This is a genomic window from Pseudaeromonas paramecii, from assembly GCF_039540575.1.
In the GTDB taxonomy this organism is placed as follows: Bacteria; Pseudomonadota; Gammaproteobacteria; order Enterobacterales; family Aeromonadaceae; genus Pseudaeromonas; species Pseudaeromonas paramecii.
This window is the reverse complement of sequence record NZ_BAABFC010000009.1, coordinates 278,340-300,721: the sequence shown is the minus strand read 5'-3', so window position 1 is coordinate 300,721 and position 22,382 is coordinate 278,340. Positions and strand designations below refer to the sequence as shown.

The window sequence follows — 22,382 nt, the reverse complement described above, 5'->3', positions numbered from 1 at the left end:
ATTAACAATAAAAGGATTTTAACCATGCGGATCCAACAACCCTCAATGACCCCGGTGGCCGCCGTGCTGCTGGGCCTGATCTACGGGGCGCCCGCCCTGGCCGACGACGACACTGCTTCCGAACTGGCCTCCGTGGTGGTGACTGCCTCCAATACCGAGCAAACCCTGGCCACGGCGCCGGCCACCGTCTCCGTCATCACCAGCGAACAGCTGGCCAAGGAGCCGGTGCGTGATTTGACCGAGGTGCTGAAGAAAGAGGCGGGCCTGTCCGTCAAGCGCAGCGGCAACCGCGACACCCTCGTCATGCGGGGCCTGGACAGCGCCTATGTGCTGATGATGGTGGATGGCCGCCGCATCGACTCCACCACGGGCGTGTTCCGCGGCAACGACTTCGATACCGGCTGGATCCCGCTCGAAGCCATCGAGCGGATTGAAGTGGTGCGGGGCCCCATGTCTTCACTGTACGGCTCCGATGCCATGGGCGGGGTGATCAACATCATCACCAAGGCGGTGCCGGATGAATGGCACACCAGCCTGCAGGGCAACACCACCTTCTCGGAAAACCGCAAGTCAGGGGATGCCGGGCAGGGCAGCTTCTACACCGCCGGCAAGGTCAGTGATACCGTCGGCCTGGCCCTTTACGGCAGCCTGGCCGAGCGCGAGGCCGATGATGATGACATCAATGCCTCCGGCGTGGATGGCCTGGATGCCATGCGCGACAAGTCGGTGGGCAGCAAGCTGAGCTGGCAGGCGGCCCCCAACCAGCGCGTTACCACCACCCTGGATTACAGCGACCGCTATCACGACTTCCAGCAGCTGGAGCGGGTGGCCGGCGAGATCCGTCACGATGGTCAGTGGGGCTTCGGTGACAGCAAGTTCAGCGTGCAGGCGGATCAGACCAAGAACAAGGTGGGTAACGTCAGCGGCAAGATCAACCCCAACAAGGCACAGAATCTGCTGTTCAACGGCAGCGTCGATCTGCCCTTGGATGTCGCCAACCAACTGCTGACCCTAGGCGGTGAGTGGCGTTACCAGTCACTGGATGACGACAGCAGCTTTGTCGGTCTGCCGGGTTCAGACAATTACGGCAATGTGGGCAGCGAGTCCGTCACCCAGTTCGCCCTGTTTGCCGAGGATGGCATCGGCCTGCGGGACGACCTTATCCTCACCCTGGGAACCCGGCTGGATAAGCACGAGAACTTCGGCAGCCACCTGAGCCCGCGGGCCTACCTCAACTGGCTGGTGGATGATCATTGGGTCATGAAGGGCGGTTGGGGTCAGGCCTTCAAGGCGCCGACCCTGTTGCAGAATAGCCCGAACTGGGGCTCCGCCTCCTGCGGCAGTGCCACCGCCGGCTGCTGGATCATCGGCAATCCCGATCTCAAACCGGAAACCTCCAACAGCTATGAGCTGGGCCTGCTGGCGGATTACAGCAACTGGGGGGGCGGCATTACCCTGTTCTACAACGATATCAAAGACATGATTGATATCACCAGCCGCACCAAGGACGTGAGCCTGGCACCGTCTTACGACAACTTCGTCGGCTTCCTGCCCGATGGCCGGCCCATCTTTGAATATCAGAACGTCTCCAGTGTCGAGACCAAGGGGGTGGAGCTGACCGGTCGCTACCGCTTTAGTGCGCGTTGGGACATGAACGCCAGCTACACCTACCTGGATGCCACCAACAAGAGCTACGACTACGATCTGCCGCTCGTTTACCGGCCGGAACACGAAGCCAATGCCACCGTGAACTGGGCCACCAGCGACACCCTCAAGAGCTTCGTCGGGGTCAGTTACACAGGTTCCCAGTACACCTCTGTGCCCACCACGGGCAAGAACATGGTGAAGAACGGCGGTTACACCACCTTCGACCTGGGTGCCAACTATCAGGTCACCCCCAGCACCAAGCTGGGCTTCGGTGTGCTGAACCTGACCGACAAGACCATAGAGGCCACTGCTTCCACCGATTTCAATCTGGAAGGGCGGCGCTACTACGCCAGTTTCAACACCCAGTTTTAAGGGGGACCCAGGTTCTATCGAGCCCAGGTTCCATTTAGCAAAGATCCATCTAGCAAAGTTCCATCCACGCAAAACCGTTTGCCGGGGCCTAGCCCCGGCTTTTTTTTGCCAATTTTGCCGCCTCCAACGGCACTGAGATAAAAGTGTCATCTTGTCGGCGTAACCTCGGCAGGTTTGCAAACCCCGGTGGTATGAAGGAGAAACCATGATGCGGTTACTGTGGGCCTTGTTGTTAAGCGGTATGACCCTCTCTAGTCAGGCGGCGCAGTTGCGTCTGCCCGACTCCTGGCAGTTGCTGGCCCTGATGCCGCGCCAGAGTTTTGCCAGTCATGGGGTGGCGCTGGCCCCCGGCGAGTATCAGTTGTTGGTACGCTACGAGGGGGTAATACCGGCGCGCAGCAGCAGCGATTTTGATGAGACCTTCCGCTCGCAACCTCTGCGGGTGCGGGTGCAGATCCTGGGCGATGGCCAGTTGCAGATCATGGAACCCGCGTTGGCCGATGGGCCGGCCATGGCGGCGTTTGCCAAGGCGCCCCGGGTCACGCTGACCGGTGAAGCGGGGCAACTGCTGGATCAGCAGCCGGTGCCGCTCAAGGGCTTCGTGCTGGGTACCGATTACCAGGCCCTGCTGGAAGAGCAGCTGGCCCTGGCGGGCGCCCACCTGTCCGCAAGTCCGGTGGCAACCACCACGGCCGTGGCGGCCACGGCGACGCCCAGTGTCTCCGCGACGGTATCCAGTCCGGCGGGGGCCGTCAGCGAGGCCGAGCTGCAACGGCTGTTCCTGCAGGCGGATCCGGCGCTGCGCAAGCGCTTCGTCAGCTGGGCCATCGGTCAGCTTTGATGGTTGATTCGGCCATGAAAAAGGCGCCACACGGCGCCTTTTTTATTGGGGCGGCTGCCGGTTAGTCGACCGGATAGAGACAGCCCAGGATGGCCGGGCGTTTGGCGCCGGTGACCGCCGGCAGGTTGCCGGTCTGCCGGTTGATGAAGCACTTGGCCAGCCAGGCGAAGGCGATGGCCTCCACCCAGTCCGGATGTAGCCCCAGGGCTTCGGTGCTGTCCAGCTGCCAGCCGGGCAGCATCTCGTACAGCCGCAGCATCAGGGCGCGGTTGTGGATGCCGCCACCACAGATAAACAGCTCGGCCGCCTGGCCTTCGGCCTGGGGCAGCAGGGCATCCACTATGGTGCGGGCGGTGAACTCCAGCAGGGTGCGCTGCACGTCCTCGGGCCGCAGGGGCGGGCGCTCCGCCAAAAACAGCTCCAGCCAGGCCAGGGTGAAGGTCTCCCGGCCCGTGCTCTTGGGGGCAGACTGGGCCAGGAAGGGGTGCTTCATCAGGCGCCCCAGTAAGTCCTCACTGACAAAGCCGCTGGCGGCCCAGCCGCCCTGGGGGTCATAACTGCCGCCCTTGTGCTTGCGGTACCACAGATCCATCAAGGTGTTGCCCGGCCCGGTGTCGAAGCCCAGCACCTGATCGTCCCGGCCCGGCAACACAGAGATGTTGGCGATGCCGCCGATGTTGAGGATGAAGCGCAGCTTGCCCGGCGCGCCGAATACCGCCTGATGGAAGGCGGGCACCAGAGGCGCCCCCTGGCCGCCCAGGGCCACATCCTTCATGCGAAAATCGCAGATGACGTCGATGCCGGTTTCCACCGCCAGGCGGGCGCCGTGGCCGATCTGCAGGGTGAAACCCTGTTCGGGACGGTGGCGTATGGTCTGACCGTGGGAACCGATGGCCCGCACCTGTTCGGGGCGATAGGGCCCCTTGGCCAGCAGGGCCTTCACCGCCTGGGCAAAGTGAATGGCCACCAACTGATCCATGCGGCCGAGCCGGTCTATCTCGTTAGCGCCGGGGGTGCAGAGTTCATGCAACCGGTTCACCACTGGCACCGGCCAGCGCTGGCCATGGGTGGCCAGCAGGGTAGGGGTGTCACCGTCGAACTGCACCAGGGCGGCGTCTATGCCATCCATGCTGGTGCCGGACATCAGGCCTATGTAGAGATCCATGGTTTATCTGTCCTCCGCGGGGCGGACCTGGGCCAGGCGCCCGGGTTCCACCAGGGCCAGGCGGGCCAGCAGGCTATGAGCCCGCAGCTTGAAGTCGTTCAGAGGCTGGCCGGAGAGCGGGGTGGCTTCCGGCAGCGCGACGGTTTTGGGGTTCTTGTGCACCCCGTCCACCAAAAATTCGTAGTGCAGGTGCGGGCCTGTGACCCGTCCCGTGCCTCCCAGGCGGCCTATGGTCTGCCCCTGTTTGACGCGCTGACCCACCTTGACCTCCCGCTGGCTCAGGTGCAGGTACTTGGTGGTGTAGCGGCCACTGTGGCGGATGAAGACGAAATTGCCGTTGAGGCCATTGTAGCTGCTGGCGCTCACCACCCCATCGCCGGCCGCCATGATGGGGGTGCCCACCGGGGCGCCGTAGTCGATGCCGTTATGGGGGCGGACAAGGCCCGTCACCGGGTGCTTGCGTCTGGGATTGAAGTTGGAGGTGATGTAGCGGAAGTTCACCGGCGCCCGCAGGAAGCCCTTGCGCATGGCCTTGCCCTGAGGGCTGTAGTAGTGGCCATCCCGGTGGCGCACCGCCAGGTAGCGCTGCCCCTGGTTGATAAATTCGGCCGCCAGGATTTTACCTGTGCTGAGCTTCTCGTCATCCCGGTACAGCTCCTCGTAGATCAGGCTGAAGCTGTCACCGGGTTGCAGATCCTGGGCAAAGTCGATGTCCCAGGCAAAGATGTTGGCCAGCCCCAGGATCAGGCTGTTGTTGAGGCCGGCGGTCTGGCCCGCCTCCCAGAAGCTGCTGTCGATGGTGCCCTGGGCGATCTGCTGGCGGCGCTCCAACTTGATCTTCTCCACCCGGCAGGCAAAGCCGTCGCGGGCCTGTTCGACCCAGAGGATCTCATCCAGTCCCATGGGGTAGGAGAGGGCCTGCAGGGCGCCCTCGTCGTTCTGATAGAAGGTGATCTCCTCGCCGGGCTTCAGGCGGATCAGGCTCTCCACCTCTTCGCCGGAGTCCAGCACCTGGTGCAAGGTGGCGGGATCGAAGCCGGCGCGCTGGAACAGCTCCGCCAGGTTGTCGCCATTGCGTACCTTTAAGGTCTCGCCCTGCAGGCCGGGGGGGGCCTCGTCCGGTTCATCGGGCTCCACCTCGCCGAGGCGATGGCCCGATGCGGCTGGGTTGGTCTGGGGCAGGGCTGTGGTGGCCCGGGTGGCTTCCACCTTCTCCAGCGGCCAGAGCAACAACAGCAGGATCAGACTGCCCAGCAGCAATATGAGACGACGGTGCCAGAGGGGCAGCAGGGTAAGGGAGTGCCAGAATGCCATGGGAAAAGGGCGGTCTCGTTGTAAAAAGAGGTGAAGGCAAGAAGACGGCGCCCAGTTTACAGTCTTTCCAAGGGGCGTGCCATTGCCGTAAGATGAGCGGGTTTTTTTATCAATTTGACGGAGTAGAAATCATGTCCCAGCTGGAAACCGCGCTGGCGGAGATCAAGCGCGGCGCCGAAGAGATACTGGTGGAAGAGGAGCTGATTGCCAAGCTCAAAGAGGGGCGTCCCCTGCGCATCAAGCTGGGCATGGATCCCACCGCACCGGATATCCACCTGGGCCACACCGTCATCCTCAACAAGCTGCGCACCTTCCAGGATCTTGGCCACGAGGTCATCCTGCTGATCGGTGACTTCACCGCCCTGGTGGGGGATCCTTCCGGCAAGAACGCCACCCGGCCGCCCCTGTCCGAAGCGGCGATCCAGGAAAACGCCAAGACCTACGCCGAGCAGGCATTCAAGATCCTGGATCCGGCCAAGACCCGCATCGAATACAACTCCAGCTGGCTCAAGGAGCTGGGCGCCACCGGCATGATCAAGCTGGCGGCCAAGCAGACGGTGGCCCGCATGCTGGAGCGGGACGACTTCAAGAAGCGCTACGCCGGCGGCCAGTCCATCGCCATCCACGAGTTCCTCTACCCCCTGCTGCAGGGCTACGACTCGGTGGCCCTGAAGGCGGATGTGGAGCTGGGTGGTACCGATCAGAAGTTCAACCTGCTGATGGGCCGCGAGCTGCAAAAAGACGCCGGCATGGCCACCCAGTGTGTGCTGATGATGCCGCTGCTCGTCGGCCTCGACGGCGTCAAGAAGATGTCCAAGTCTGCCGGCAACTACATAGGCGTGCACGATGCCCCCAGCGAGATGTTCGGCAAGATCATGTCCATCAGTGATGATCTGATGTGGAGCTACTACGAGCTGCTCTCCTTCCGCCCGCTGGCGGAGATCAACGGCTTCAAGGCCGGGGTTGCAGATCAGAGCCTCAACCCGCGGGATGTGAAGATCTGGCTGGCCAAGGAGATCATCGCCCGCTATCACGACCAGGCGGCGGCCGAGGCGGCCCACGAGGACTTCACCCAGCGCTTCTCCAAGAACGCCATCCCCGACGAGATGCCGGAGCTGACCATTGCCGCCGGTGCCGACGGTATGGCCGTGGCCAACCTGTTGAAAGAGGCTGGCCTGGTGGAGACCACCTCCGAGGCCCTGCGCATGATCAAGCAGAACGCCGTCAAGTGTGATGGTGCGGTGGTGACCGACGGCAAGCTGCAGGTGACCGCCGGCACCGCCGTCTGGCAGGTGGGCAAGCGCAAGTTTGCCCGCATCACCCTGGCCTAAGCTTGTTGCCCTTATATAAAGAAGAACCCGCCGATTGGCGGGTTTTTTTATCGGCGGCTTCAGCCGGGAAAGGGCGGCTCGCTGCCTAATTCCTCCTGGCAGGCCTGCAGGAAGCGCTCCAGGCCGGTGGAGGTGTGCTTCTGCTTGTGGCGCACCAGATACAGGGTACGCTGCAACGGGGGCAGGGCGGTGTGCAGCTCGGTGAGCAGGCCGGCAGCTATGGCCTCCTCCACCACCCGCCGGGAGAGACAGCTGATGCCGTCGCTGTGGCGCACCGCCTGCTTGATGGCCTCGGAGTCCCCCAGCTCCAGCATCACATCCAGCTGACCCAGTTGCGGCAGCAGCTGATGCTCGATTACCTCCCGGGTGCCGGAGCCGCTCTCCCGCAGTATCCACTGGGCCTCCGCCAGTTGGCTGAGTGAGAGGCGCTTGCCGGCCAGGGGATGACCGGCCCGGGCAAACAGTACCAGCTCGTCCTGCAGCCAGGGGCAGGCTTCCAGATCCGCCTGCTGACAGGGGCCTTCGATGAAGCCGATGTCCACATCGAAGTTGCTTAACGCCTGTATGATGTCGCGGGTGTTGGCCACCTGCAGGGTCAGCTGCACCTTGGGGTTGTGCTGCTGGTAGCGGGTGAGCAGGGCCGGCAGCAGGTAGTTGCCTATGGTGCTGCTGGCCCCCAGGTTCAGGGTGCAGCGACCGCCCAAAAACAGCCGCTCTATCTCTTTGCCCTGTTCCAGCAGGGCCAGGGCATAGGGATAGAGCATCCGGGAGTTTTCATTCAAGATCAAACGTTTACCTGCTCGCTCGAACAGTTTGGCGTCCAGTTGTGTCTCCAGTTCCTGCAGGGCGGAACTGACCGCCGATTGGGAGAGGGCCAGCTCCTTGGCGCCCTGGGTGGTGGATTGGGTACGGGCCACCGCCAGGAAGACTTGCAGTTGTCGCAGGGTAATGTGCATGGCGTTATCGAATTTACCGGTTAGGGATATGCATATTATCCGTTTTTCATCTTGATGGGATGCCCCTAGTATGCCGTCATCGCATGGGCCCAGGCCCGTCCACCCAGATCACGATTATCACGGTTATCACGATAAGGAGTCGTCATGAGTCATCCGCTGTCCCTGTCCAAAGACAAGATCAAGATCCTGCTGCTTGAAGGGGTACACCCGGTGAGCGTGGAGCAGTTCGCTGCCGCCGGTTACAAGAACGTGGAATACCTCAAGGGCTCCCTGGATGAGGCGGAACTCGTCGAGAAGATCAAGGACGTGCATTTTCTGGGTATCCGCTCCCGCACCTTCATCACCGAAACCGTGCTGGCGGCCGCCGACAAGCTGGTGGCCATCGGCTGCTTCTGCATCGGTACCAACCAGGTGGATCTGGATGCCTGCGAGAAGCGCGGTATCCCGGTATTCAACGCCCCCTTCTCCAACACCCGTAGCGTGGCGGAGCTGGTGACCGGCGAAATCATGGTGCTGCTGCGCGGCGTGCCCACCAAGAGCGCCAAGGCCCACAAGGGCATCTGGGACAAGAGCGTGGGCCGGGCGGTGGAAGTGCGCGGCAAGAAGCTGGGCATCATCGGCTATGGCCACATCGGTACCCAGCTGGGCATCATCGCCGAGAGCCTGGGGATGCGGGTCTACTACTACGACATCGAGAACAAGCTCTCCCTGGGTAATGCCGTGCAGGTGCCGACCTTAAACGATCTGCTGGCCATGGCCGATGTGGTGAGCCTGCACGTACCGGACACCCTGGATACCCGCAACATGATCCGCGCCGAGCAGCTGGCCATGATGAAGCCCGGTGCCATCCTGATCAACGCCGCCCGCGGCACTGTGGTGGACATCGACGCCCTGACCGAGGCCCTGAAGAGCGGCCATATCGGCGGCGCGGCCATCGACGTGTTCCCGGAAGAGCCGGCCACCAATGCCGATCCCTTTGTCTCCCCGTTGCAGGGGCTGGATAACGTCATCCTGACGCCGCACATCGGGGCCTCCACCCTGGAAGCTCAGGAAAACATCGGGATCGAGGTGGCCAACAAGCTGACCAAGTACTCTGACAACGGCTCCACCCTGACCGCGGTGAACTTCCCGGAAGTGTCGCTGCCGGAGCACCGTCAGGCCACCCGTCTGCTGCACATCCACCGCAACCAGCCGGGCGTGCTCAGACAGATCAACCATGCCTTCTCCGAGGCCAACATCAACATCGCCGCCCAGTATCTGCAGACCACCGCCGAAATCGGCTATGTGGTGCTGGATGTGGAGACCGACCAGAGCGACAAGGCGCTGGAGATGCTCAAGCAGATCGACGGCACCATCCGTGCCCGTCTGCTTTACTAAGCCAGCCGGCAGGTCACCCGAGGGCAGCGAAAGCTGCCCTTTTCATTTTGCGCAAAGATCCAGCGATTCAGTAACCAAGTGTTTCCCGCCCTTTGCGGCCAGGCCCACCGGGCGTAGACTGAGCCGGCGTTTGACGCACATTCTCAGGGCGGGGTGCAATTCCCCACCGGCGGTGATCCCGACCAGGCCATTGGCCGAACCGGGTAAGCCCGCGAGCGCCAGCCCCAGGCTGGGTCAGCAGATCTGGTGAGACTCCAGAGCCGACGGTCATAGTCCGGATGAAAGAGAATTCTTGCCGCAGCCGCTGTGCTGCCACTCGGCCTTGGCCGTGCCTTCTCTCATGCCCTGATTCTGGTAACTTTTTTGAGGATCCTTACCATGAGTCAGTCTCTGCTTAGTCAATTTGGTGATGCCCATACCCGGGTACGTTTAGCCCTGGCCGCCCTGCGGCGCGGTGATGGGGTGCTGGTGGTGGACGATGAGGATCGGGAGAACGAAGCCGACTTCATCTTCGCCGCCGAGCACCTGACGGTGCCCCAGATGGCCATGATGATCCGCGAGGGCAGCGGCATCGTCTGCCTCTGCCTGCCGGATGACACCTGTCGTGCCCTGGAATTGCCGCAGATGGTCAGCCACAACGGCAGCCGTAACCAGACCGCCTACACCGTCTCCATCGAAGCCAAGGAGGGGGTCACCACAGGGGTGTCGGCCCAGGACCGCGTGACCACCATCAAGACCGCCATAGCGCCGAATGCCAAGCCCGAGGATCTCTCCCGCCCCGGCCATGTGTTTCCGCTGCGGGCGGTACCCGGCGGCATATTGCAGCGTCGCGGCCATACCGAGGCGGCGGTGGAGCTGGCCCGGCTGGCGGGGCTGCGGCCGGCGGGGGTGATCTGCGAGCTGACCCTGGCCGACGGCACCATGGGCCGGCTGCCCGAGGCGGTCGCCTTTGCTCAGGAGCACGGCATGCTGGTGCTGTCCATCGAGGATCTGGTGAGCTATTTGACGGCACAGCTGGCCGAGGCCAGCTGACGTTGTCCCGACCGCTGTAAACCAAGAGGCCACCGACAGGTGGCCTCTTGCGTTACTGGCTTATTGTGACGAGGTCTCTTTCACCAGACGGTATTGCAGTACCCTGTGGTTGGCCCGCAGCACCAGATCGCCCCGGTACATGGTGACCTTGGGATCGTTGCTCAGCACCTCAGTGATGCTCTGCTCATAGCGGTCAAGCTCGGCAGGGCAGATCTTCATGGTGGTGCTCAGGTTCTCGAAGGTCAGCACGCCGGCTTCGAACTTGCCCTGGCCAAACACCCGGTTGCAGCCGGCCATGCCGCTGACCATGTAGTTGCGATCCACGTCGAGCCGCTGGGCGGGCTTGAGCCTGGGCACCTTGACGGCGTCGATGGCAAACAGCTCCCAGTGATTGTAGAAGGTGGGGACCTTGGGCTGGGATGCCTGGTTGGAGGCAGGAGCCTGACAGCCGGCCAGCACCAGCAGCAGGGACAGCAGGACAAGACGCACGTTGACTCTCCGATAGAAAAAATCCGCGCTAGTGTGCCTCAAATCCCGGTGGGACAGCAGACCCCGCAGAAAAAAAAGATAAAAAAAGAGCTCCTTTCGGAGCCCTTCTTCTCATCGTTCACGCCGGCTTATTGATGGAACATGGCGGAGATGGATTCTTCGTTGCTGATGCGGCGGATGGCCTCGGCCAGCATGGGGGCCAGGGTCAGCTGCTTCACCTTGCCCACGGCCTTGATGGCATCGGACAGCGGGATGGAGTCGGTGATGATCACCTCGTCGATCACGGAGTCGGCAATGTTCTGGGCGGCATTGCCGGAGAACACAGGGTGGGTGGCATAGGCAAACACCCGACGGGCACCGCGCTCCTTGAGGGCTTCGGCGGCCTTGCACAGGGTACCACCGGTGTCGATCATGTCGTCGACAATGATGCAGTCGCGGTCCTTGACGTCACCGATCAGGTGCATGACCTGGGAGACGTTGGCGCGGGGACGACGCTTGTCGATGATGGCGATGTCGGTATCGTCCAGCAGCTTGGCGATGGCACGGGCGCGCACCACACCACCGATGTCCGGCGAGACCACCACGGGATCGTGCAGCTCACGGGCCTTCATGTCTTCGATCAGCACTGGGCTGCCAAACACGTTGTCCACCGGTACGTCGAAGAAGCCCTGAATTTGTTCGGCGTGCAGATCCACGGTCAGCACACGGTCAACCCCGACGCTGGACAGGAAGTCGGCCACTACCTTGGCGGTGATGGGCACCCGGGCGGAGCGGACACGACGGTCCTGACGGGCATAACCGAAGTAGGGGATCACAGCGGTGATCCGGCCTGCAGAGGCGCGACGCATAGCATCCACCATGACAATCAGTTCCATCAGGTTGTCATTGGTGGGAGCACAGGTGGATTGGATGATAAAGATGTCGCCGCCGCGTACATTCTCGTTGATCTGTACGCTGATTTCGCCGTCGCTGAAGCGGCCGACAGCGGCGCTGCCGAGCTTGCTAAAGAGACGATCTGCGATTTTCTGGGCCAGTTCCGGTGTGGCGTTACCGGTAAACAGCTTCATGTCAGGCACGGTATTAACCTCTGGGTTGCGTCCTGTGGGGGGTCAGGCGGGGGCCATCCAAGACCACAAGGGGGGGCGGAAACTTGACATGCGTCAAGCACAAACGGGTTGCAAACCGGAGCGAAGGGGTGATAGGTTTACCCCTTGTGCTACAAACCCCTGTAGCCAATTCGGCGCATTTGCCAAGACTTTCCGGGCCGCCGATTCCGTTTCAAACTCCGCAAAAACGCAAGCGCCGGTCCCCGTCATTCTTGACGGCGCGTATTCTAGCAACCAGCTCAGCGCATTGGCAACCTCGGGGTGGCGCTTTTTAACCAGCTCCTGGCAATCGTTTTTCCAGTCCATTTCCTGCAGTGTCGCCCAGCTGTATTTGGGGGTGTCCCGCGGCAGTTCCGGATCCGTGAAGATGGCGGCGGTGGAGACATGCACCGGCGGCACCAGCACCAGGTACCACTTCTGCGGTACCGTCACCGGCTGCAGCTTTTCGCCCACCCCTTCGGCAAAGGCGGCGTGACCTCGCACAAACACAGGTACGTCGGCCCCCAGCTGGCGGCCCAGCTCGGCCAGCGTCTCGTCATCCAGCTTGAGATCCCACAACCGATTGAGCGCCACCAGGGTCGTGGCGGCATCCGAGCTGCCGCCGCCGATGCCGCCGCCCATGGGCAGTCGCTTGTCCAAGGTGATGGTGACCCCCAGGGGGCGGGACTGGCTGGCCTTGAGCAGGGCCGCCGCCCGGTAGATGAGGTTCTGCTCCAAGGGCACGCCGGGCAGGGCCGGCTCGAGGCGGATGGCATCGGACTCGTCCACGGCAAAGCTCAGCCAGTCGCCATGATCGAGAAAGATGAACAGGGTCTGCAGCTCATGGTAGCCATCGGCCCGGCGGCCGTTGATGTGCAGGAAGAGGTTGAGCTTGGCCGGTGCCGGCCAGCGGGTCGGCAGCGTCATGGTTGCAGGTTCCATTGGTTGATCATGAGCTTCAAGCGGGTGTCCGGCCCCTTGAGATCCAGGCGCGTCGGCAGCCGCAGCTCCCCCTGGCCCGAGGTCTGGCTGGCGAACTCCTGGTAGGTCAGCTGCCACTGGTTGTCCTGCACCCAGGCCAGCTGGCCATCCTGGCTCAGGCCATACTGGGCGGCGCCCGGCAGCCCCTTGATCCAGGTGGGCAGTTCGTCGATGGGCAGCAGCCAACCGGTGAGGCGGTAGATGAGCAGCGCCGGATCGTTGGAGACATGCTCCTTGCCGTCCTCGTCGGTCAGCAGGATGCGGTTGCCCTGACGGCTCAGCTCCAGCACCCGGGTGCCCAGCACGGTAGAGAGGTTCAGGCGGTAGTCGTCACCGTTTTGCTGCCAGAACAGGCGCAACGAGCCCTTCTTCTTGGCGGTGACGATGGCCAGCTTGCCGTTGAGGCTCCACTGGGTCAGGGCTTCCACCCGTGGACGTTGGGCCTCCCATTGCTGGGCGCTGTAGTGGGGGACGGGTTGCTGACAGGCGGTCAGCAGCAGGCTCAGGGCCAGCAGAACGTAGCGAAAGATGGACACGGCACCTCCAGGACAAGAGGCGGACAGTATAGGCCCAGGCCCTCGGCTTTCAAACCCTGCCGCTTTTTCGGTAGAATGGCCGCTCAACGGTTATTTGCGCGGTAAACTCCCTCTTTTCATGCAATTGCTTGTGCTCGGCGTCAATCACACCTCGGCCTCCCTCTCGTTGCGGGAGCGGCTGACCTTTGGCCCCGAGATGCTCAGCGACGCCCTGCCGGCCCTGTTGGCCCAGCCGGGGGTGGCCGAGGCGGCCATTCTGTCCACCTGCAACCGCACCGAATTGTACTGCTGCGTGCAGGCCGGGGCGGCGGAGGGGGTGCGGCGCTGGCTGGGAGAATACCAGAAGGTCAACGCCGCCGAGCTGGAACCGGCGCTCTACCAGCACCTGGATGGGGAGGCGGTGCGCCACCTGATGCGGGTGGCCTGTGGCCTAGACTCGCTGGTGCTGGGGGAGCCGCAGATCCTGGGGCAGCTCAAGCAGGCCCTGGCCTCGGCCCGGGAGCAAGGTGCCATCCGGGCGCTGCTGGGTCGGCTGCTGGATCGCACCTTCAGCGTGGCCAAGCGGGTGCGCACCGAAACCGGCATCGGCGCCCACGGCGTGTCGGTGGCCTATGTGGCGGTGAGTCTGGCCCGGCAGATCTTCGCCGATCTGGCCAAGCTCAGGGTGCTGCTCATCGGCGCCGGTGAGACCATTGAGCTGGTGGGCAAGCACCTGGTGGCCCAGGGGGCCACTGGGCTGACGGTGGCCAACCGCACCCTGGCCCGGGCCCAGGCGGTGGCCGGGGAGTGGGGGGCCGATGTGATCACCTTGAACGAGATCCCCGAGGTGCTGCCCCAGGTGGATCTGGTGATCAGCTCCACCGCCAGCCCGCTGCCCATTCTGGGCAAGGGCCTCGTCGAGCGAGCCCTCAAGCAGCGGCGCCACCGACCCATGCTGCTCATCGATCTGGCGGTGCCCCGGGATGTGGAACCCGAGGTGGCCGAGCTGGCGGATGCCTACCTGTATGCGGTGGACGATCTGCAGTCCATCATCGAAGAGAATCAGAGTTCCCGTCTGCAGGCCGCCCGTCAGGCAGAGCTTCTGATCGGGGAGGCGCGGGATGATTTCATGGCCTGGTTCGCCGGCCTGGACTCCCAGGTGCTGATCCGCCGCTTTCGCGATCAGGGCGAACGCTGGCAGCAGCAGGAGCTGGCCCGGGCGCTGCAGGCCCTGGCTCAGGGGGAGGCGCCGGCCGAGGTGCTCTCTGGCCTGGCTCATCGCCTCACCCACAAGTTGCAACACCATCCTACCGCGGCCTTGCGCGAGGCGGCCCAGCGGCAGGATAGCGAGGCGCTGGCCCTGTTGAGCCAGGCCCTGGGACTGGAGTCCCATTAGCCCCATTTTTCGGGTACGACCCGACCCTATCGAGACCAAGAGACGATGAAAGCATCCGTGATCCGCAAGCTGGAAGGCTTGATGGAGCGTTACGAAGAAGTGCAGGCCCTGCTGGGCGAACCCGATGTGGTGAGCGATCAGGAGCGGTTTCGCAACCTGACCCGGGAGTATGCCCAGCTCGAAGAGGTGGTGCTGGGTTTTCGCGCCTATCAGCAGGCCCAGGCCGATCTGGATGCCATTGAGGAGATGCTCAATGGTGACGACGCCGAGATGAAGGCCATGGCCCAGGAAGAGCTGGCGCCGGCCAAGGAACAGCTGGAACAGCTGGCCCAGCAGCTGCAGATCCTGCTGCTGCCCAAGGATCCCAAGGATGACAGCAACTGCTTCCTGGAAATCCGCGCCGGGGCCGGTGGCGACGAGGCGGCCATCTTCGCCGGCGACATGTTCCGCCTCTACTCCCGTTATGCCGAGCGTTGCGGCTGGCGGCTGGAGCTGGTGAGTGCCAACGAGGGGGAGCACGGCGGCTTCAAGGAAGTCATCGCCCGGCTCGAAGGCGACAAGGTCTATGGCCGCATGAAGTTCGAGTCCGGTGGCCACAGAGTGCAGCGGGTGCCGGAAACCGAATCCCAGGGCCGCATCCACACCTCCGCCTGTACCGTCATGGTGATGCCGGAGATCCCCGAGGCGCAGATGCCGGACATCAACCCGGCGGATCTGCGCATCGACACCTTCCGCGCCTCCGGTGCCGGCGGACAGCACATCAACAAGACCGACTCGGCCATCCGTATCACCCACCTGCCCACCGGCCTGGTGGTGGAGTGTCAGGATGAGCGCTCCCAGCACAAGAACCGCGCCAAGGCCATGGCGGTGCTGGCCGCCCGTCTGGAGCAGCTGGAAGAAGACAAGCGGCGGGCCGCCGAGGCGGATGTCCGCCAGAGCATTTTGAGCTCAGGTGATCGCTCCGACCGGATCCGCACCTACAACTACCCCCAGGGCCGGGTGAGCGATCACCGCATCAACCTGACCCTGTATCGCCTGGCCGAGGTGATGGAAGGGGATCTGGACTGCCTGCTGCAGCCCCTCATCCAGGAATACCAGGCGGATCAGCTGGCCAATCTGTCGGAAGGCTATTGATGCGCATCGACGCCGCCCGGGCCTGGCTCATGGATCAGCTGGTGCACAGTGAGTCGGCGGCGCTGGATGCCGATTGCCTGCTGTGTGCCGTGTTGGACTGCAGTCGAACCTATCTGTTCACCTGGCCGGAGCGCGAGCTCGATGCCGCACAGTGGGCGCGGCTGCAGGCATTGGCGGCGCGGCGGGTGGCGGGCGAGCCGGTGGCCCATCTGCTGGGCCGGCGGGAGTTCTGGTCGTTGCCCCTGATGGTGGACGCCAGCACCTTGATCCCGCGTCCGGATACCGAGGTGTTGGTGGAGCAGGCCCTGGCGCGCCTGCCGGTTGACGGCACCGAGCCTGTGCTGGATCTGGGGACCGGCACAGGTGCCATCGCCCTGGCCATCAAGTCCGAGCGCCCTGCTCGCCCCGTGTGGGCGGTGGAGTTCAGTGAGGCGGCGCTGACGTTGGCCCGTCGCAACAGTGCGGCGCTGAACCTGCCGCTGGAATTGCGCCAGGGTAGCTGGTTTGGCCCGCTGGCCGGCCAGCGCTTTGCCCTGATTGCCAGCAACCCCCCCTATATCGATGGGGCGGATCCCCACCTGGCCCAGGGCGACGTGCGCTTTGAACCCGCCAGCGCCCTGGTGGCACAGGAACAGGGACTGGCGGATCTGCGCCACATCATCCAGCTTGCGCCGGATCACCTGCTGCCCGGCGGCTGGCTCTTGCTGGAGCACGGTTGGCAGCAGGGCATGGCGGTGCGGCAACTGCTCAGCGCGCGGGGCTTCGTGCAGGTTGAAACCTGTCGGGACTATGGCGACCAGGAGCGGGTCAGCCTGGGCCAATGGCCGGCCACCGACGATCTCCTACGGGAGGTGCCATGTATCTGACCGAACAGCTGGATCTGGAGAGCGAGGATCTGGCGCAGCTGGCCTTGCTGGCCGCCGAAGATATCGGCCAGTTGGGGCGGCTGCCGGCGGCCATGCAGGCCCTGGCGGCCTTGCGGGCCGAGCTGCTGCCGCCCTTGCTGATGCTGCCCGGTGCCCTGCGTTGGGAGGCCCTGGTGAGCCGCTTCTACGGCGAGCTGGGCTTTGGCGGCGATTGGCGGGCCTTCTACACCCTGGATCACAGCCTGCTGGATCGGGTCTTGCTGCGGCGGCAGGGCATACCCGTGACCCTGGGGATACTGCTGATCCATCTGGGACGTCGGCTTGGACTCTCGGTGGCGGGGATCTGCTTTCCGGGTAACTTCCTGCTGCGACTCGACGGCGAGCGGCCCGTCTATTTCGACCCCTTCGAAGGGCGGTCCTTGAGCCGGGCCGAATTGCAGCTGCGTCTACGGGGCGCCCTGGGGGATCTGGCTAGGCTTGAGGCCAAGCACCTCAAGCCAGCCAGCCAGCGGGAGATACTGCAGCGGCTCATCAACGTCAGCAAGTCCGCCGCCCTGGCGCAACAGGCTCATGCCGAGGCGTTGCGCAGCTGTCAGCTGCTGCTGACGCTGGACCCGGACGATCCCTATGAACGGCGGGATCGCGGTTTTATCTACGAACAACTGGACTGTCCGCATCAGGCAGCGGAAGATTTTCGCCACTTCATCAAGCACTGCCCGGCGGATCCGCTGGCAGACTTGCTCAAGGGGCAGGTATCGCGGTTGGCAGAGCTGCCGCAGGTTATTCATTAAGGAGGCATCCAGGATGCAAAAGGTCGTCACCCTCGACAATGGGATCAAGGTAGCCAACGATCAGCCCTTCGTGCTGTTTGGCGGCATGAACGTGCTGGAGTCGCGGGATCTGGCCCTGCGCATCTGCGAGCGCTATGTGGAAGTTACCAGCAAGCTGGGCATCCCTCTGGTGTTCAAGGCCAGCTGGGACAAGGCCAATCGCTCCTCCGTGCACTCCTATCGGGGGCCTGGGCTGGAGGAGGGGCTGAAGATCTTCGAGGAGATCAAGCGCACCTTCCAGGTTGCTCTCATCACGGACGTGCACGAGCCGCACCAGGCCAAGCCGGTGTCCGAGGTGGTGGATGTGCTGCAGCTGCCGGCCTTCCTGGCCCGCCAGACGGATCTGGTCGAGGCTCTGGCCCGTACCGGCAACGTGATCAACGTGAAGAAGCCCCAGTTCCTCAGCCCGGGTCAGGTGAAGAACATAGTCGAGAAGTTTGCCGAGTGTGGTAACGAGCGGGTGATCCTGTGCGAGCGCGGGGTGAACTTTGGCTATGACAACCTGGTGGTGGACATGCTGGGCTTTGGCGTGATGAAGCAGGCCAGTGGCGGCTCACCGGTGATCTTCGATGTGACCCATGCCCTGCAGTGCCGCGATCCCCTGGGGGCGGCCTCCGGTGGCCGCCGCGAGCAGGTGGCCGAGCTGGCCCGCGCCGGCATGGCGGTGGGGCTGGCGGGTCTGTTTATCGAATCCCATCCGGACCCGGATGGTGCGCGTTGCGACGGTCCCAGCGCCCTGCCGCTGGATAAGCTGGAGCCCTTCTTGGCCCAGATGCAGGCCATCGACAGCCTGGTGAAAGGGTTTGAACCGCTGGACACCCGCTGCTAAGAATCTGTTGCCACAGGCTGCCCGCTTCAGGCAGGTAAAGAAAAGCCCCGAGACCGGGGCTTTTTTGCATCCTGGTATCACCAGGCCGGTTTGGAGAGTAAAGGCGGGAGGGGATCTCCCTGGCAAGCCGTAGAAGTGCTATCCCACAGCCAGAAAGGCAGGGGATCAGCGGACTTCGTAGCGGAAATAGTACTGGCGGGTGGCCGGGGTATAGCGCTCACCAGTGGTTTCCTTTTGACCGCGTTCCTTTACTCGATTGTTCAGGTTCAGATAGATGTTAAACATGGTGTTTCTCCTCTATTGCTGTGTTTGTGACTTGCGTCACGTAAATGCTAGGTCTGATGTGTGACGCAGATCAACAAATATTTTCCATCCTGACTTGATTTTTTATTTGAATGCGTTTTCAGGTGGTGATTAGGGACTGGTTTGGGTCTTATTCTGGTCCGCAGTTGACGGGCCGGTCGCGTCTTGGCGAATTTAGTGGTGAGCCGCCGCGACTGCCCCTATAATCCGCGCCATTAGAAAATCTTATCCACGAGAGCCATGTCCAGACGACTTCCTCCCCTCAATGCCCTCAAGGCGTTCGAAGCGGCCGCCCGCCATCTGAGCTTTACCCGGGCGGCAGAGGAGCTGTTTGTCACCCAGGCGGCCATCAGCCACCAGATCAAGGCGCTGGAGGAGTTTCTCGGTATCAAGTTGTTTCGGCGTCGCAATCGCTCCTTGCTGCTGACCGAAGAGGGCCAGGGCTACTTCCTGGATATCAAGGACATCTTCGCTGCCATCGCCGAGGCGACCCAGAAGCTGGTGGCCCGCAGTGCCAAGGGGGCGCTGACTGTGACCCTGCAGCCAAGTTTCGCCATCCAGTGGCTGGTGCCGCGGCTGATGCAGTTCAGCGAGCGGCATCCGGACATAGACGTGCGGATCAAGGCGGTGGACATGGACGAAGGCTCCCTGTCCGAAGACGTGGATGTGGCTATCTATTACGGCCGGGGCAACTGGCCCGGCCTACGCTGCGACAAGCTGCACACCGAATACCTGGTGCCGGTCTGCTCGCCACGGCTGCTGCAGGGGCCCAGGCCGCTGCGTAGCCCGGCGGATCTGGCCTGGCATACCCTGCTGCACGACAGCTCCCGGCGCGACTGGAACGCCTGGTTCCGCCAGGTGGGGGTGGAGGTGCCCAACGTGAATCAGGGACCCATCTTCAGTCACTCCACCATGGTGATCCAGGCGGCGGTGCATGGCCAGGGGGTCGCCCTGGGGCACAGCGTGCTGGCTCAGCCCGAGTTGGCGGCGGGGCGACTGGTCTGTCCGTTTGAGCAGGTGCTGGTGAGCAAGAATGCCTATTACCTGGTCTGCCAGGAAAACCAGGCGGATCTGGGCAAGATCGCCGCCTTCCGTGCCTGGATGCTGGAGCTGGTGGTGCAGGAGGAGCGGGAACGTTTGCCGGGACAGCCGGTGGGCGCCACTGTTGATGAGGATGCGGCCGATGCGGCATCCGGGAGAGTTGAATGAATCATCTGATGTTGTATTGCCGGCCGGGCTTCGAGAAGGAGATGGCGGCCGAGATCCAGGACAAGGCGGTGGCCCTGGACTGTTTCGGGTTTTCCCGCGTGGTGGAGAACAGCGGCTATGTGCTGTTCGAGTGCTATGGCGAGGAGGATGCCGACAAGCTGGCTCGTCGCCTGCCATTTCGTGAGCTGGTGTTTGCCCGCCAGATGCTGGTGATGACCCATGAGCTGGCGGAGCTGGATCCCAGCGACCGCATCAGCCCCATACTGGCGGCGGTGGCGAACTATCCCCAATGCGGTGAGCTGCGGGTGGAGACGGCCGATACCAACGAGGCCAAGGAGCTGACCACCTTCTGCCGCAAATTCAGCGTGCCGCTGCGCCAGGCCCTGCGGGGCGCCGGAAAGTTGACCCAGGAGGAGACCCATCGCCGCCCCGTGCTGCACCTCTTCTTCCTGGCCAACAATCACCTGATGGTGGGTTACTCCTACACCACCAACAACTCCCCCTTTCATATGGGAATACCGCGGCTGCGCTTCCCCGGGGATGCGCCCAGCCGCTCCACCCTCAAGCTCGAAGAGGCGCTGCATGTCTTCGTGCCGGCCGACGAGTGGGAGATCCGCCTGCGCTCCGGCCTCAATGCCGTGGATCTGGGGGCCAGCCCGGGGGGCTGGACCTATCAGCTGGTGAAACGGGACATGATGGTGACCTCGGTGGACAACGGCCCCATGGCCGAGTCCCTGATGGAGACCGGCCAGGTCAAACATATCAAGGAAGATGGTTTCCGTTATCGGCCCACCAAGAAGAACACCTATTGGCTGGTGTGTGACATGGTGGAGAAGCCGGCGCGGGTGACCCACCTCATCGCCAGCTGGTTCCGCGACGGCCTGTGCCAAGAGGCCATCTTCAACCTCAAGTTGCCGATGAAGAAGCGCTATGCCGAGGTGGAGCACAACCTGGACATGCTGAAGACCTGGCTGGCCGAGATCGACGAGCACTTCGTCATCCAGGCCAAGCAGCTGTATCACGACCGGGAAGAGATCACCCTTCATGTCTACAACATGCAGCAGCTGGTGCGGCGCAAATCCGGTGCCATCCAGTAAGGCGGATGGCGCCGGACAGTGGACAAAAAAAGCGAGCCATTTGGCTCGCTTTTTTTTGTGACCAAGGTTGACGGTGACCGCTACCAGGGCAGCTGCTGGCCATCGTAGGTGATGAACTTGCCACTGCTGGCGGCATCCAGCCGCTCCAGGGTCAGCAACAGGGTGCTGGCGGCATCCTCCACCTCCAGCGGGGCGGCTTGGCCGCCCATGTCGGTCTTCACCCAGCCGGGGTGCATGGCATAGGCCTTGACTCCCTGGTTGGCCAGATCCAGCGCCAGGGAGCGCAGCACGGCGTTCAAGGCGGCTTTGGAGGAGCGATACAGGTAATGCCCGCCCTGGTGATTTTCGCTGATGGAGCCCATGACGCTGCTGATGACGACGATGCTCTTGGCCTCGCCGGCCAGCAAGTTGTCCATAAAGGTCTCCACCAGACGCAGGGGCGCCAGGGTATTCACCGCTAACACCTGCTGCCAGGCGAAGTAGTCGGTCTGCCCCAGTGCCTGTTCCGGCGGGCCGTAGAGGCCGGCGTTGGCGATCAGCCAGTCGATGGGGGTGCCGGCCAGCGCCTCCTTGAGCTGTTGGTACTCCTCCGGCTCACTGACATCCAGCTGGTGGATGGCGAGTTTGGGGTAGATCTCCGCCAGCTTGTGCAGCTGCTGGGCATGATAGGGATCGCGACAGCAGGCGATGACCTGGTCATCGCGCCGCAGGCAGGCGTGGGTCAGGGCCAGCCCTATGCCGCGGTTGGCACCTGTGATCAGTGTGGTCAGGGACATGATGACTCCTTAGCCGCTATCGGGTGCGTTAGCCGGCGGGTGTCGCCTCAGGTGGACGGCGCCGAGTGAGGCGTATAACGGATATCCTTCAAGTTAAAGCCTAGTGGAATATCCTGGCGCAGGCGGACCAAAGTTTGCGCCAGTCGAGCCTCGTCGGCGGCCTGCTGCACCTTGTGCAGCCGCTTGTCAGCGGCCTCGACCGAGAGGAGGGTGTCGAGGTTGCCATACTGGCCGAGCAGCTCGGCCGCCCCCTTGGGACCTATGCCGGGGACGCCCTTGATGTTGGAGCCCGCCAGGCCGCACAGGGCCCAGTAGTCCACCAGGGCCGTGGAGGGGACGCCGAAGTGCTGCCGCACGAAGGCCTCGTCCAGCCAGCGTTTGTTGAAGTAATCGCGGATCTGCAAGCCCTGGGGTAACAGCTGGCAGAAGCCCTTGTCGGTGGAGATCAGGGTGACTGGCTGACCATGGCTGGCCATGCCGGCCATCAGGGTGGCGATGAGATCGTCTGCCTCGTCGGTGTCGCTGAGCAGCGCATCCACCCCCAGGGACCAGAGCCGGGCCTGCAACAGCTCCAGCCCCTCGGCGAGGGCCTCGGGCATGGCGTTGCGGCCGGCCTTGTAGTCCGGGTAGAGGGCCTTGCGCCAGCTGTCACCCTGGCCGTCAAACACCGCCAGCACATGGCTGGGGGCCACTTCGGCCAGTATGCTGCCGACGGCGCGCTCCATGGTCTGGGCGGTGGCCAGCAAGCGGGATTGGTGGTCCGCCTGTTGCCGTTCTTGCACGGCGTACAGGCGGCGGATCAGGTTCATGGCATCCAGTAACAGCAGGTGGGCCATG

Annotated in this window: 21 protein-coding genes and 1 riboswitch; of the genes, 12 read left to right on the top strand and 9 right to left on the bottom strand. The window is 63.3% G+C overall.

Annotated features, from left to right (window positions below; genetic code table 11):
• Positions 1-24: 24 nt before the first annotated feature.
• Complete coding sequence (locus tag ABD847_RS06860) at positions 25-2,019, top strand: TonB-dependent receptor domain-containing protein (protein WP_345011323.1); 1,995 nt, start codon at positions 25-27, stop codon at positions 2,017-2,019.
• 205 nt (positions 2,020-2,224) lie between these two features.
• Positions 2,225-2,860 carry a DUF2057 family protein gene (locus ABD847_RS06855; RefSeq protein WP_345011321.1) on the top strand — a complete coding sequence of 212 codons (636 nt, stop codon included), beginning with the start codon at positions 2,225-2,227 and terminating at the stop codon, positions 2,858-2,860.
• 61 nt (positions 2,861-2,921) lie between these two features.
• On the opposite strand, the gene ABD847_RS06850 is transcribed toward ABD847_RS06855, so the two are convergent.
• Positions 2,922-4,025 carry an anhydro-N-acetylmuramic acid kinase gene (locus tag ABD847_RS06850; protein ID WP_345011319.1) on the bottom strand — a complete coding sequence of 368 codons (1,104 nt, stop codon included), beginning with the start codon at positions 4,023-4,025 and terminating at the stop codon, positions 2,922-2,924.
• Positions 4,026-4,028: 3 nt separating this feature from the next.
• Positions 4,029-5,339 (bottom strand): peptidoglycan DD-metalloendopeptidase family protein, encoded by a 1,311-nt coding sequence (locus ABD847_RS06845; protein WP_345011317.1) that lies wholly within the window; start codon positions 5,337-5,339, stop codon positions 4,029-4,031.
• Positions 5,340-5,470: 131 nt separating this feature from the next.
• Between ABD847_RS06845 and tyrS the strand changes: the two genes are divergently transcribed.
• On the top strand, positions 5,471-6,670 hold the full coding sequence (tyrS, locus tag ABD847_RS06840) for a tyrosine--tRNA ligase (RefSeq protein ID WP_345011315.1): 1,200 nt from the start codon (positions 5,471-5,473) through the stop codon (positions 6,668-6,670).
• A gap of 59 nt (positions 6,671-6,729) precedes the next feature.
• On the opposite strand, the gene ABD847_RS06835 is transcribed toward tyrS, so the two are convergent.
• Complete coding sequence (locus ABD847_RS06835; protein ID WP_345011313.1) at positions 6,730-7,626, bottom strand: LysR family transcriptional regulator; 897 nt, start codon at positions 7,624-7,626, stop codon at positions 6,730-6,732.
• A 144-nt stretch (positions 7,627-7,770) separates the two neighbouring features.
• Between ABD847_RS06835 and serA the strand changes: the two genes are divergently transcribed.
• Together serA and ribB are read left to right on the top strand one after the other, a co-directional pair.
• On the top strand, positions 7,771-9,003 hold the full coding sequence (gene serA / locus ABD847_RS06830) for a phosphoglycerate dehydrogenase (protein WP_345011311.1): 1,233 nt from the start codon (positions 7,771-7,773) through the stop codon (positions 9,001-9,003).
• A 135-nt stretch (positions 9,004-9,138) separates the two neighbouring features.
• A riboswitch (FMN riboswitch) is annotated at positions 9,139-9,297 on the top strand.
• An 84-nt stretch (positions 9,298-9,381) separates the two neighbouring features.
• The gene (gene ribB / locus ABD847_RS06825; protein WP_345011309.1) at positions 9,382-10,035 is read left to right on the top strand and encodes a 3,4-dihydroxy-2-butanone-4-phosphate synthase; all 654 of its coding nucleotides are present in this window, start codon (positions 9,382-9,384) and stop codon (positions 10,033-10,035) included.
• Positions 10,036-10,095: 60 nt separating this feature from the next.
• Here the strand turns inward: ribB and ABD847_RS06820 are convergent, their stop codons facing one another.
• The 4 genes from ABD847_RS06820 to lolB form a co-directional block, all read right to left on the bottom strand.
• The gene (locus ABD847_RS06820; RefSeq protein ID WP_345011307.1) at positions 10,096-10,524 is read right to left on the bottom strand and encodes an META domain-containing protein; all 429 of its coding nucleotides are present in this window, start codon (positions 10,522-10,524) and stop codon (positions 10,096-10,098) included.
• A 128-nt stretch (positions 10,525-10,652) separates the two neighbouring features.
• A complete protein-coding gene (locus ABD847_RS06815) occupies positions 10,653-11,600 on the bottom strand; it encodes a ribose-phosphate pyrophosphokinase (RefSeq protein WP_345011305.1) in 948 nt (315 codons plus the stop codon).
• Positions 11,601-11,684: 84 nt separating this feature from the next.
• Positions 11,685-12,551, bottom strand: a complete 867-nt coding sequence (gene ispE, locus ABD847_RS06810) for a 4-(cytidine 5'-diphospho)-2-C-methyl-D-erythritol kinase (RefSeq protein WP_345011303.1) — start codon at positions 12,549-12,551, stop codon at positions 11,685-11,687.
• Positions 12,533-13,126 (bottom strand): lipoprotein insertase outer membrane protein LolB, encoded by a 594-nt coding sequence (gene lolB / locus ABD847_RS06805; RefSeq protein WP_345011301.1) that lies wholly within the window; start codon positions 13,124-13,126, stop codon positions 12,533-12,535. The genes ispE and lolB overlap by 19 nt, the downstream gene beginning before the upstream one ends.
• 118 nt (positions 13,127-13,244) lie before the next feature.
• Here lolB and hemA point away from each other — a divergent pair, with 118 nt between their 5' ends.
• From hemA to rlmM, 7 genes are all read left to right on the top strand, one after another.
• Positions 13,245-14,501: a glutamyl-tRNA reductase gene (gene hemA / locus ABD847_RS06800; RefSeq protein WP_345011299.1), complete on the top strand. Its 1,257-nt coding sequence runs from the start codon at positions 13,245-13,247 to the stop codon at positions 14,499-14,501.
• 45 nt (positions 14,502-14,546) lie between these two features.
• A complete protein-coding gene (gene prfA, locus ABD847_RS06795) occupies positions 14,547-15,635 on the top strand; it encodes a peptide chain release factor 1 (RefSeq protein ID WP_345011297.1) in 1,089 nt (362 codons plus the stop codon).
• Positions 15,635-16,501: a peptide chain release factor N(5)-glutamine methyltransferase gene (prmC, locus tag ABD847_RS06790; protein WP_345011295.1), complete on the top strand. Its 867-nt coding sequence runs from the start codon at positions 15,635-15,637 to the stop codon at positions 16,499-16,501. The genes prfA and prmC overlap by 1 nt, the downstream gene beginning before the upstream one ends.
• Positions 16,492-17,292, top strand: a complete 801-nt coding sequence (locus ABD847_RS06785) for a SirB1 family protein (RefSeq protein ID WP_345011292.1) — start codon at positions 16,492-16,494, stop codon at positions 17,290-17,292. The genes prmC and ABD847_RS06785 overlap by 10 nt, the downstream gene beginning before the upstream one ends.
• A gap of 13 nt (positions 17,293-17,305) precedes the next feature.
• Entirely contained in the window at positions 17,306-18,160 is an 855-nt protein-coding gene (gene kdsA, locus ABD847_RS06780) for a 3-deoxy-8-phosphooctulonate synthase (RefSeq protein WP_345011290.1), read from the top strand.
• Positions 18,161-18,703: 543 nt separating this feature from the next.
• Positions 18,704-19,672: a transcriptional regulator GcvA gene (locus tag ABD847_RS06775; protein ID WP_345011288.1), complete on the top strand. Its 969-nt coding sequence runs from the start codon at positions 18,704-18,706 to the stop codon at positions 19,670-19,672.
• Positions 19,669-20,769, top strand: coding sequence for a 23S rRNA (cytidine(2498)-2'-O)-methyltransferase RlmM (gene rlmM / locus ABD847_RS06770; protein ID WP_345011286.1), 1,101 nt, complete (start codon positions 19,669-19,671; stop codon positions 20,767-20,769). The genes ABD847_RS06775 and rlmM overlap by 4 nt, the downstream gene beginning before the upstream one ends.
• Positions 20,770-20,849: 80 nt before the next feature.
• Here rlmM and ABD847_RS06765 read toward each other — a convergent pair whose 3' ends face one another.
• Both ABD847_RS06765 and xni read right to left on the bottom strand, forming a co-directional pair.
• Entirely contained in the window at positions 20,850-21,545 is a 696-nt protein-coding gene (locus tag ABD847_RS06765; RefSeq protein WP_345011284.1) for an SDR family oxidoreductase, read from the bottom strand.
• A gap of 47 nt (positions 21,546-21,592) precedes the next feature.
• Positions 21,593-22,381, bottom strand: a complete 789-nt coding sequence (xni, locus tag ABD847_RS06760; protein ID WP_345011282.1) for a flap endonuclease Xni — start codon at positions 22,379-22,381, stop codon at positions 21,593-21,595.
• Between the last annotated feature and the right edge of the window lies 1 nt (position 22,382).

Bases quoted from the DNA above. Each gene is read 5' to 3' on its own strand.
- prmC (WP_345011295.1), top strand. From the start codon at position 15,635: ATGCGCATCGACGCCGCCCGGGCCTGGCTCATGGATCAGCTGGTGCAC.
- kdsA (WP_345011290.1), top strand. From the start codon at position 17,306: ATGCAAAAGGTCGTCACCCTCGACAATGGGATCAAGGTAGCCAACGAT.
- hemA (WP_345011299.1), top strand. From the start codon at position 13,245: ATGCAATTGCTTGTGCTCGGCGTCAATCACACCTCGGCCTCCCTCTCG.
- tyrS (WP_345011315.1), top strand. From the start codon at position 5,471: ATGTCCCAGCTGGAAACCGCGCTGGCGGAGATCAAGCGCGGCGCCGAA.
- ABD847_RS06765 (WP_345011284.1), bottom strand. From the start codon at position 21,545: ATGTCCCTGACCACACTGATCACAGGTGCCAACCGCGGCATAGGGCTG.
- xni (WP_345011282.1), bottom strand. From the start codon at position 22,381: ATGGCCCACCTGCTGTTACTGGATGCCATGAACCTGATCCGCCGCCTG.
- ABD847_RS06835 (WP_345011313.1), bottom strand. From the start codon at position 7,626: ATGCACATTACCCTGCGACAACTGCAAGTCTTCCTGGCGGTGGCCCGT.
- rlmM (WP_345011286.1), top strand. From the start codon at position 19,669: ATGAATCATCTGATGTTGTATTGCCGGCCGGGCTTCGAGAAGGAGATG.
- ABD847_RS06775 (WP_345011288.1), top strand. From the start codon at position 18,704: ATGTCCAGACGACTTCCTCCCCTCAATGCCCTCAAGGCGTTCGAAGCG.
- ABD847_RS06855 (WP_345011321.1), top strand. From the start codon at position 2,225: ATGATGCGGTTACTGTGGGCCTTGTTGTTAAGCGGTATGACCCTCTCT.
- ABD847_RS06850 (WP_345011319.1), bottom strand. From the start codon at position 4,025: ATGGATCTCTACATAGGCCTGATGTCCGGCACCAGCATGGATGGCATA.
- ispE (WP_345011303.1), bottom strand. From the start codon at position 12,551: ATGGAACCTGCAACCATGACGCTGCCGACCCGCTGGCCGGCACCGGCC.
- prfA (WP_345011297.1), top strand. From the start codon at position 14,547: ATGAAAGCATCCGTGATCCGCAAGCTGGAAGGCTTGATGGAGCGTTAC.
- ABD847_RS06845 (WP_345011317.1), bottom strand. From the start codon at position 5,339: ATGGCATTCTGGCACTCCCTTACCCTGCTGCCCCTCTGGCACCGTCGT.
- ABD847_RS06785 (WP_345011292.1), top strand. From the start codon at position 16,492: ATGTATCTGACCGAACAGCTGGATCTGGAGAGCGAGGATCTGGCGCAG.
- ABD847_RS06860 (WP_345011323.1), top strand. From the start codon at position 25: ATGCGGATCCAACAACCCTCAATGACCCCGGTGGCCGCCGTGCTGCTG.
- ribB (WP_345011309.1), top strand. From the start codon at position 9,382: ATGAGTCAGTCTCTGCTTAGTCAATTTGGTGATGCCCATACCCGGGTA.
- serA (WP_345011311.1), top strand. From the start codon at position 7,771: ATGAGTCATCCGCTGTCCCTGTCCAAAGACAAGATCAAGATCCTGCTG.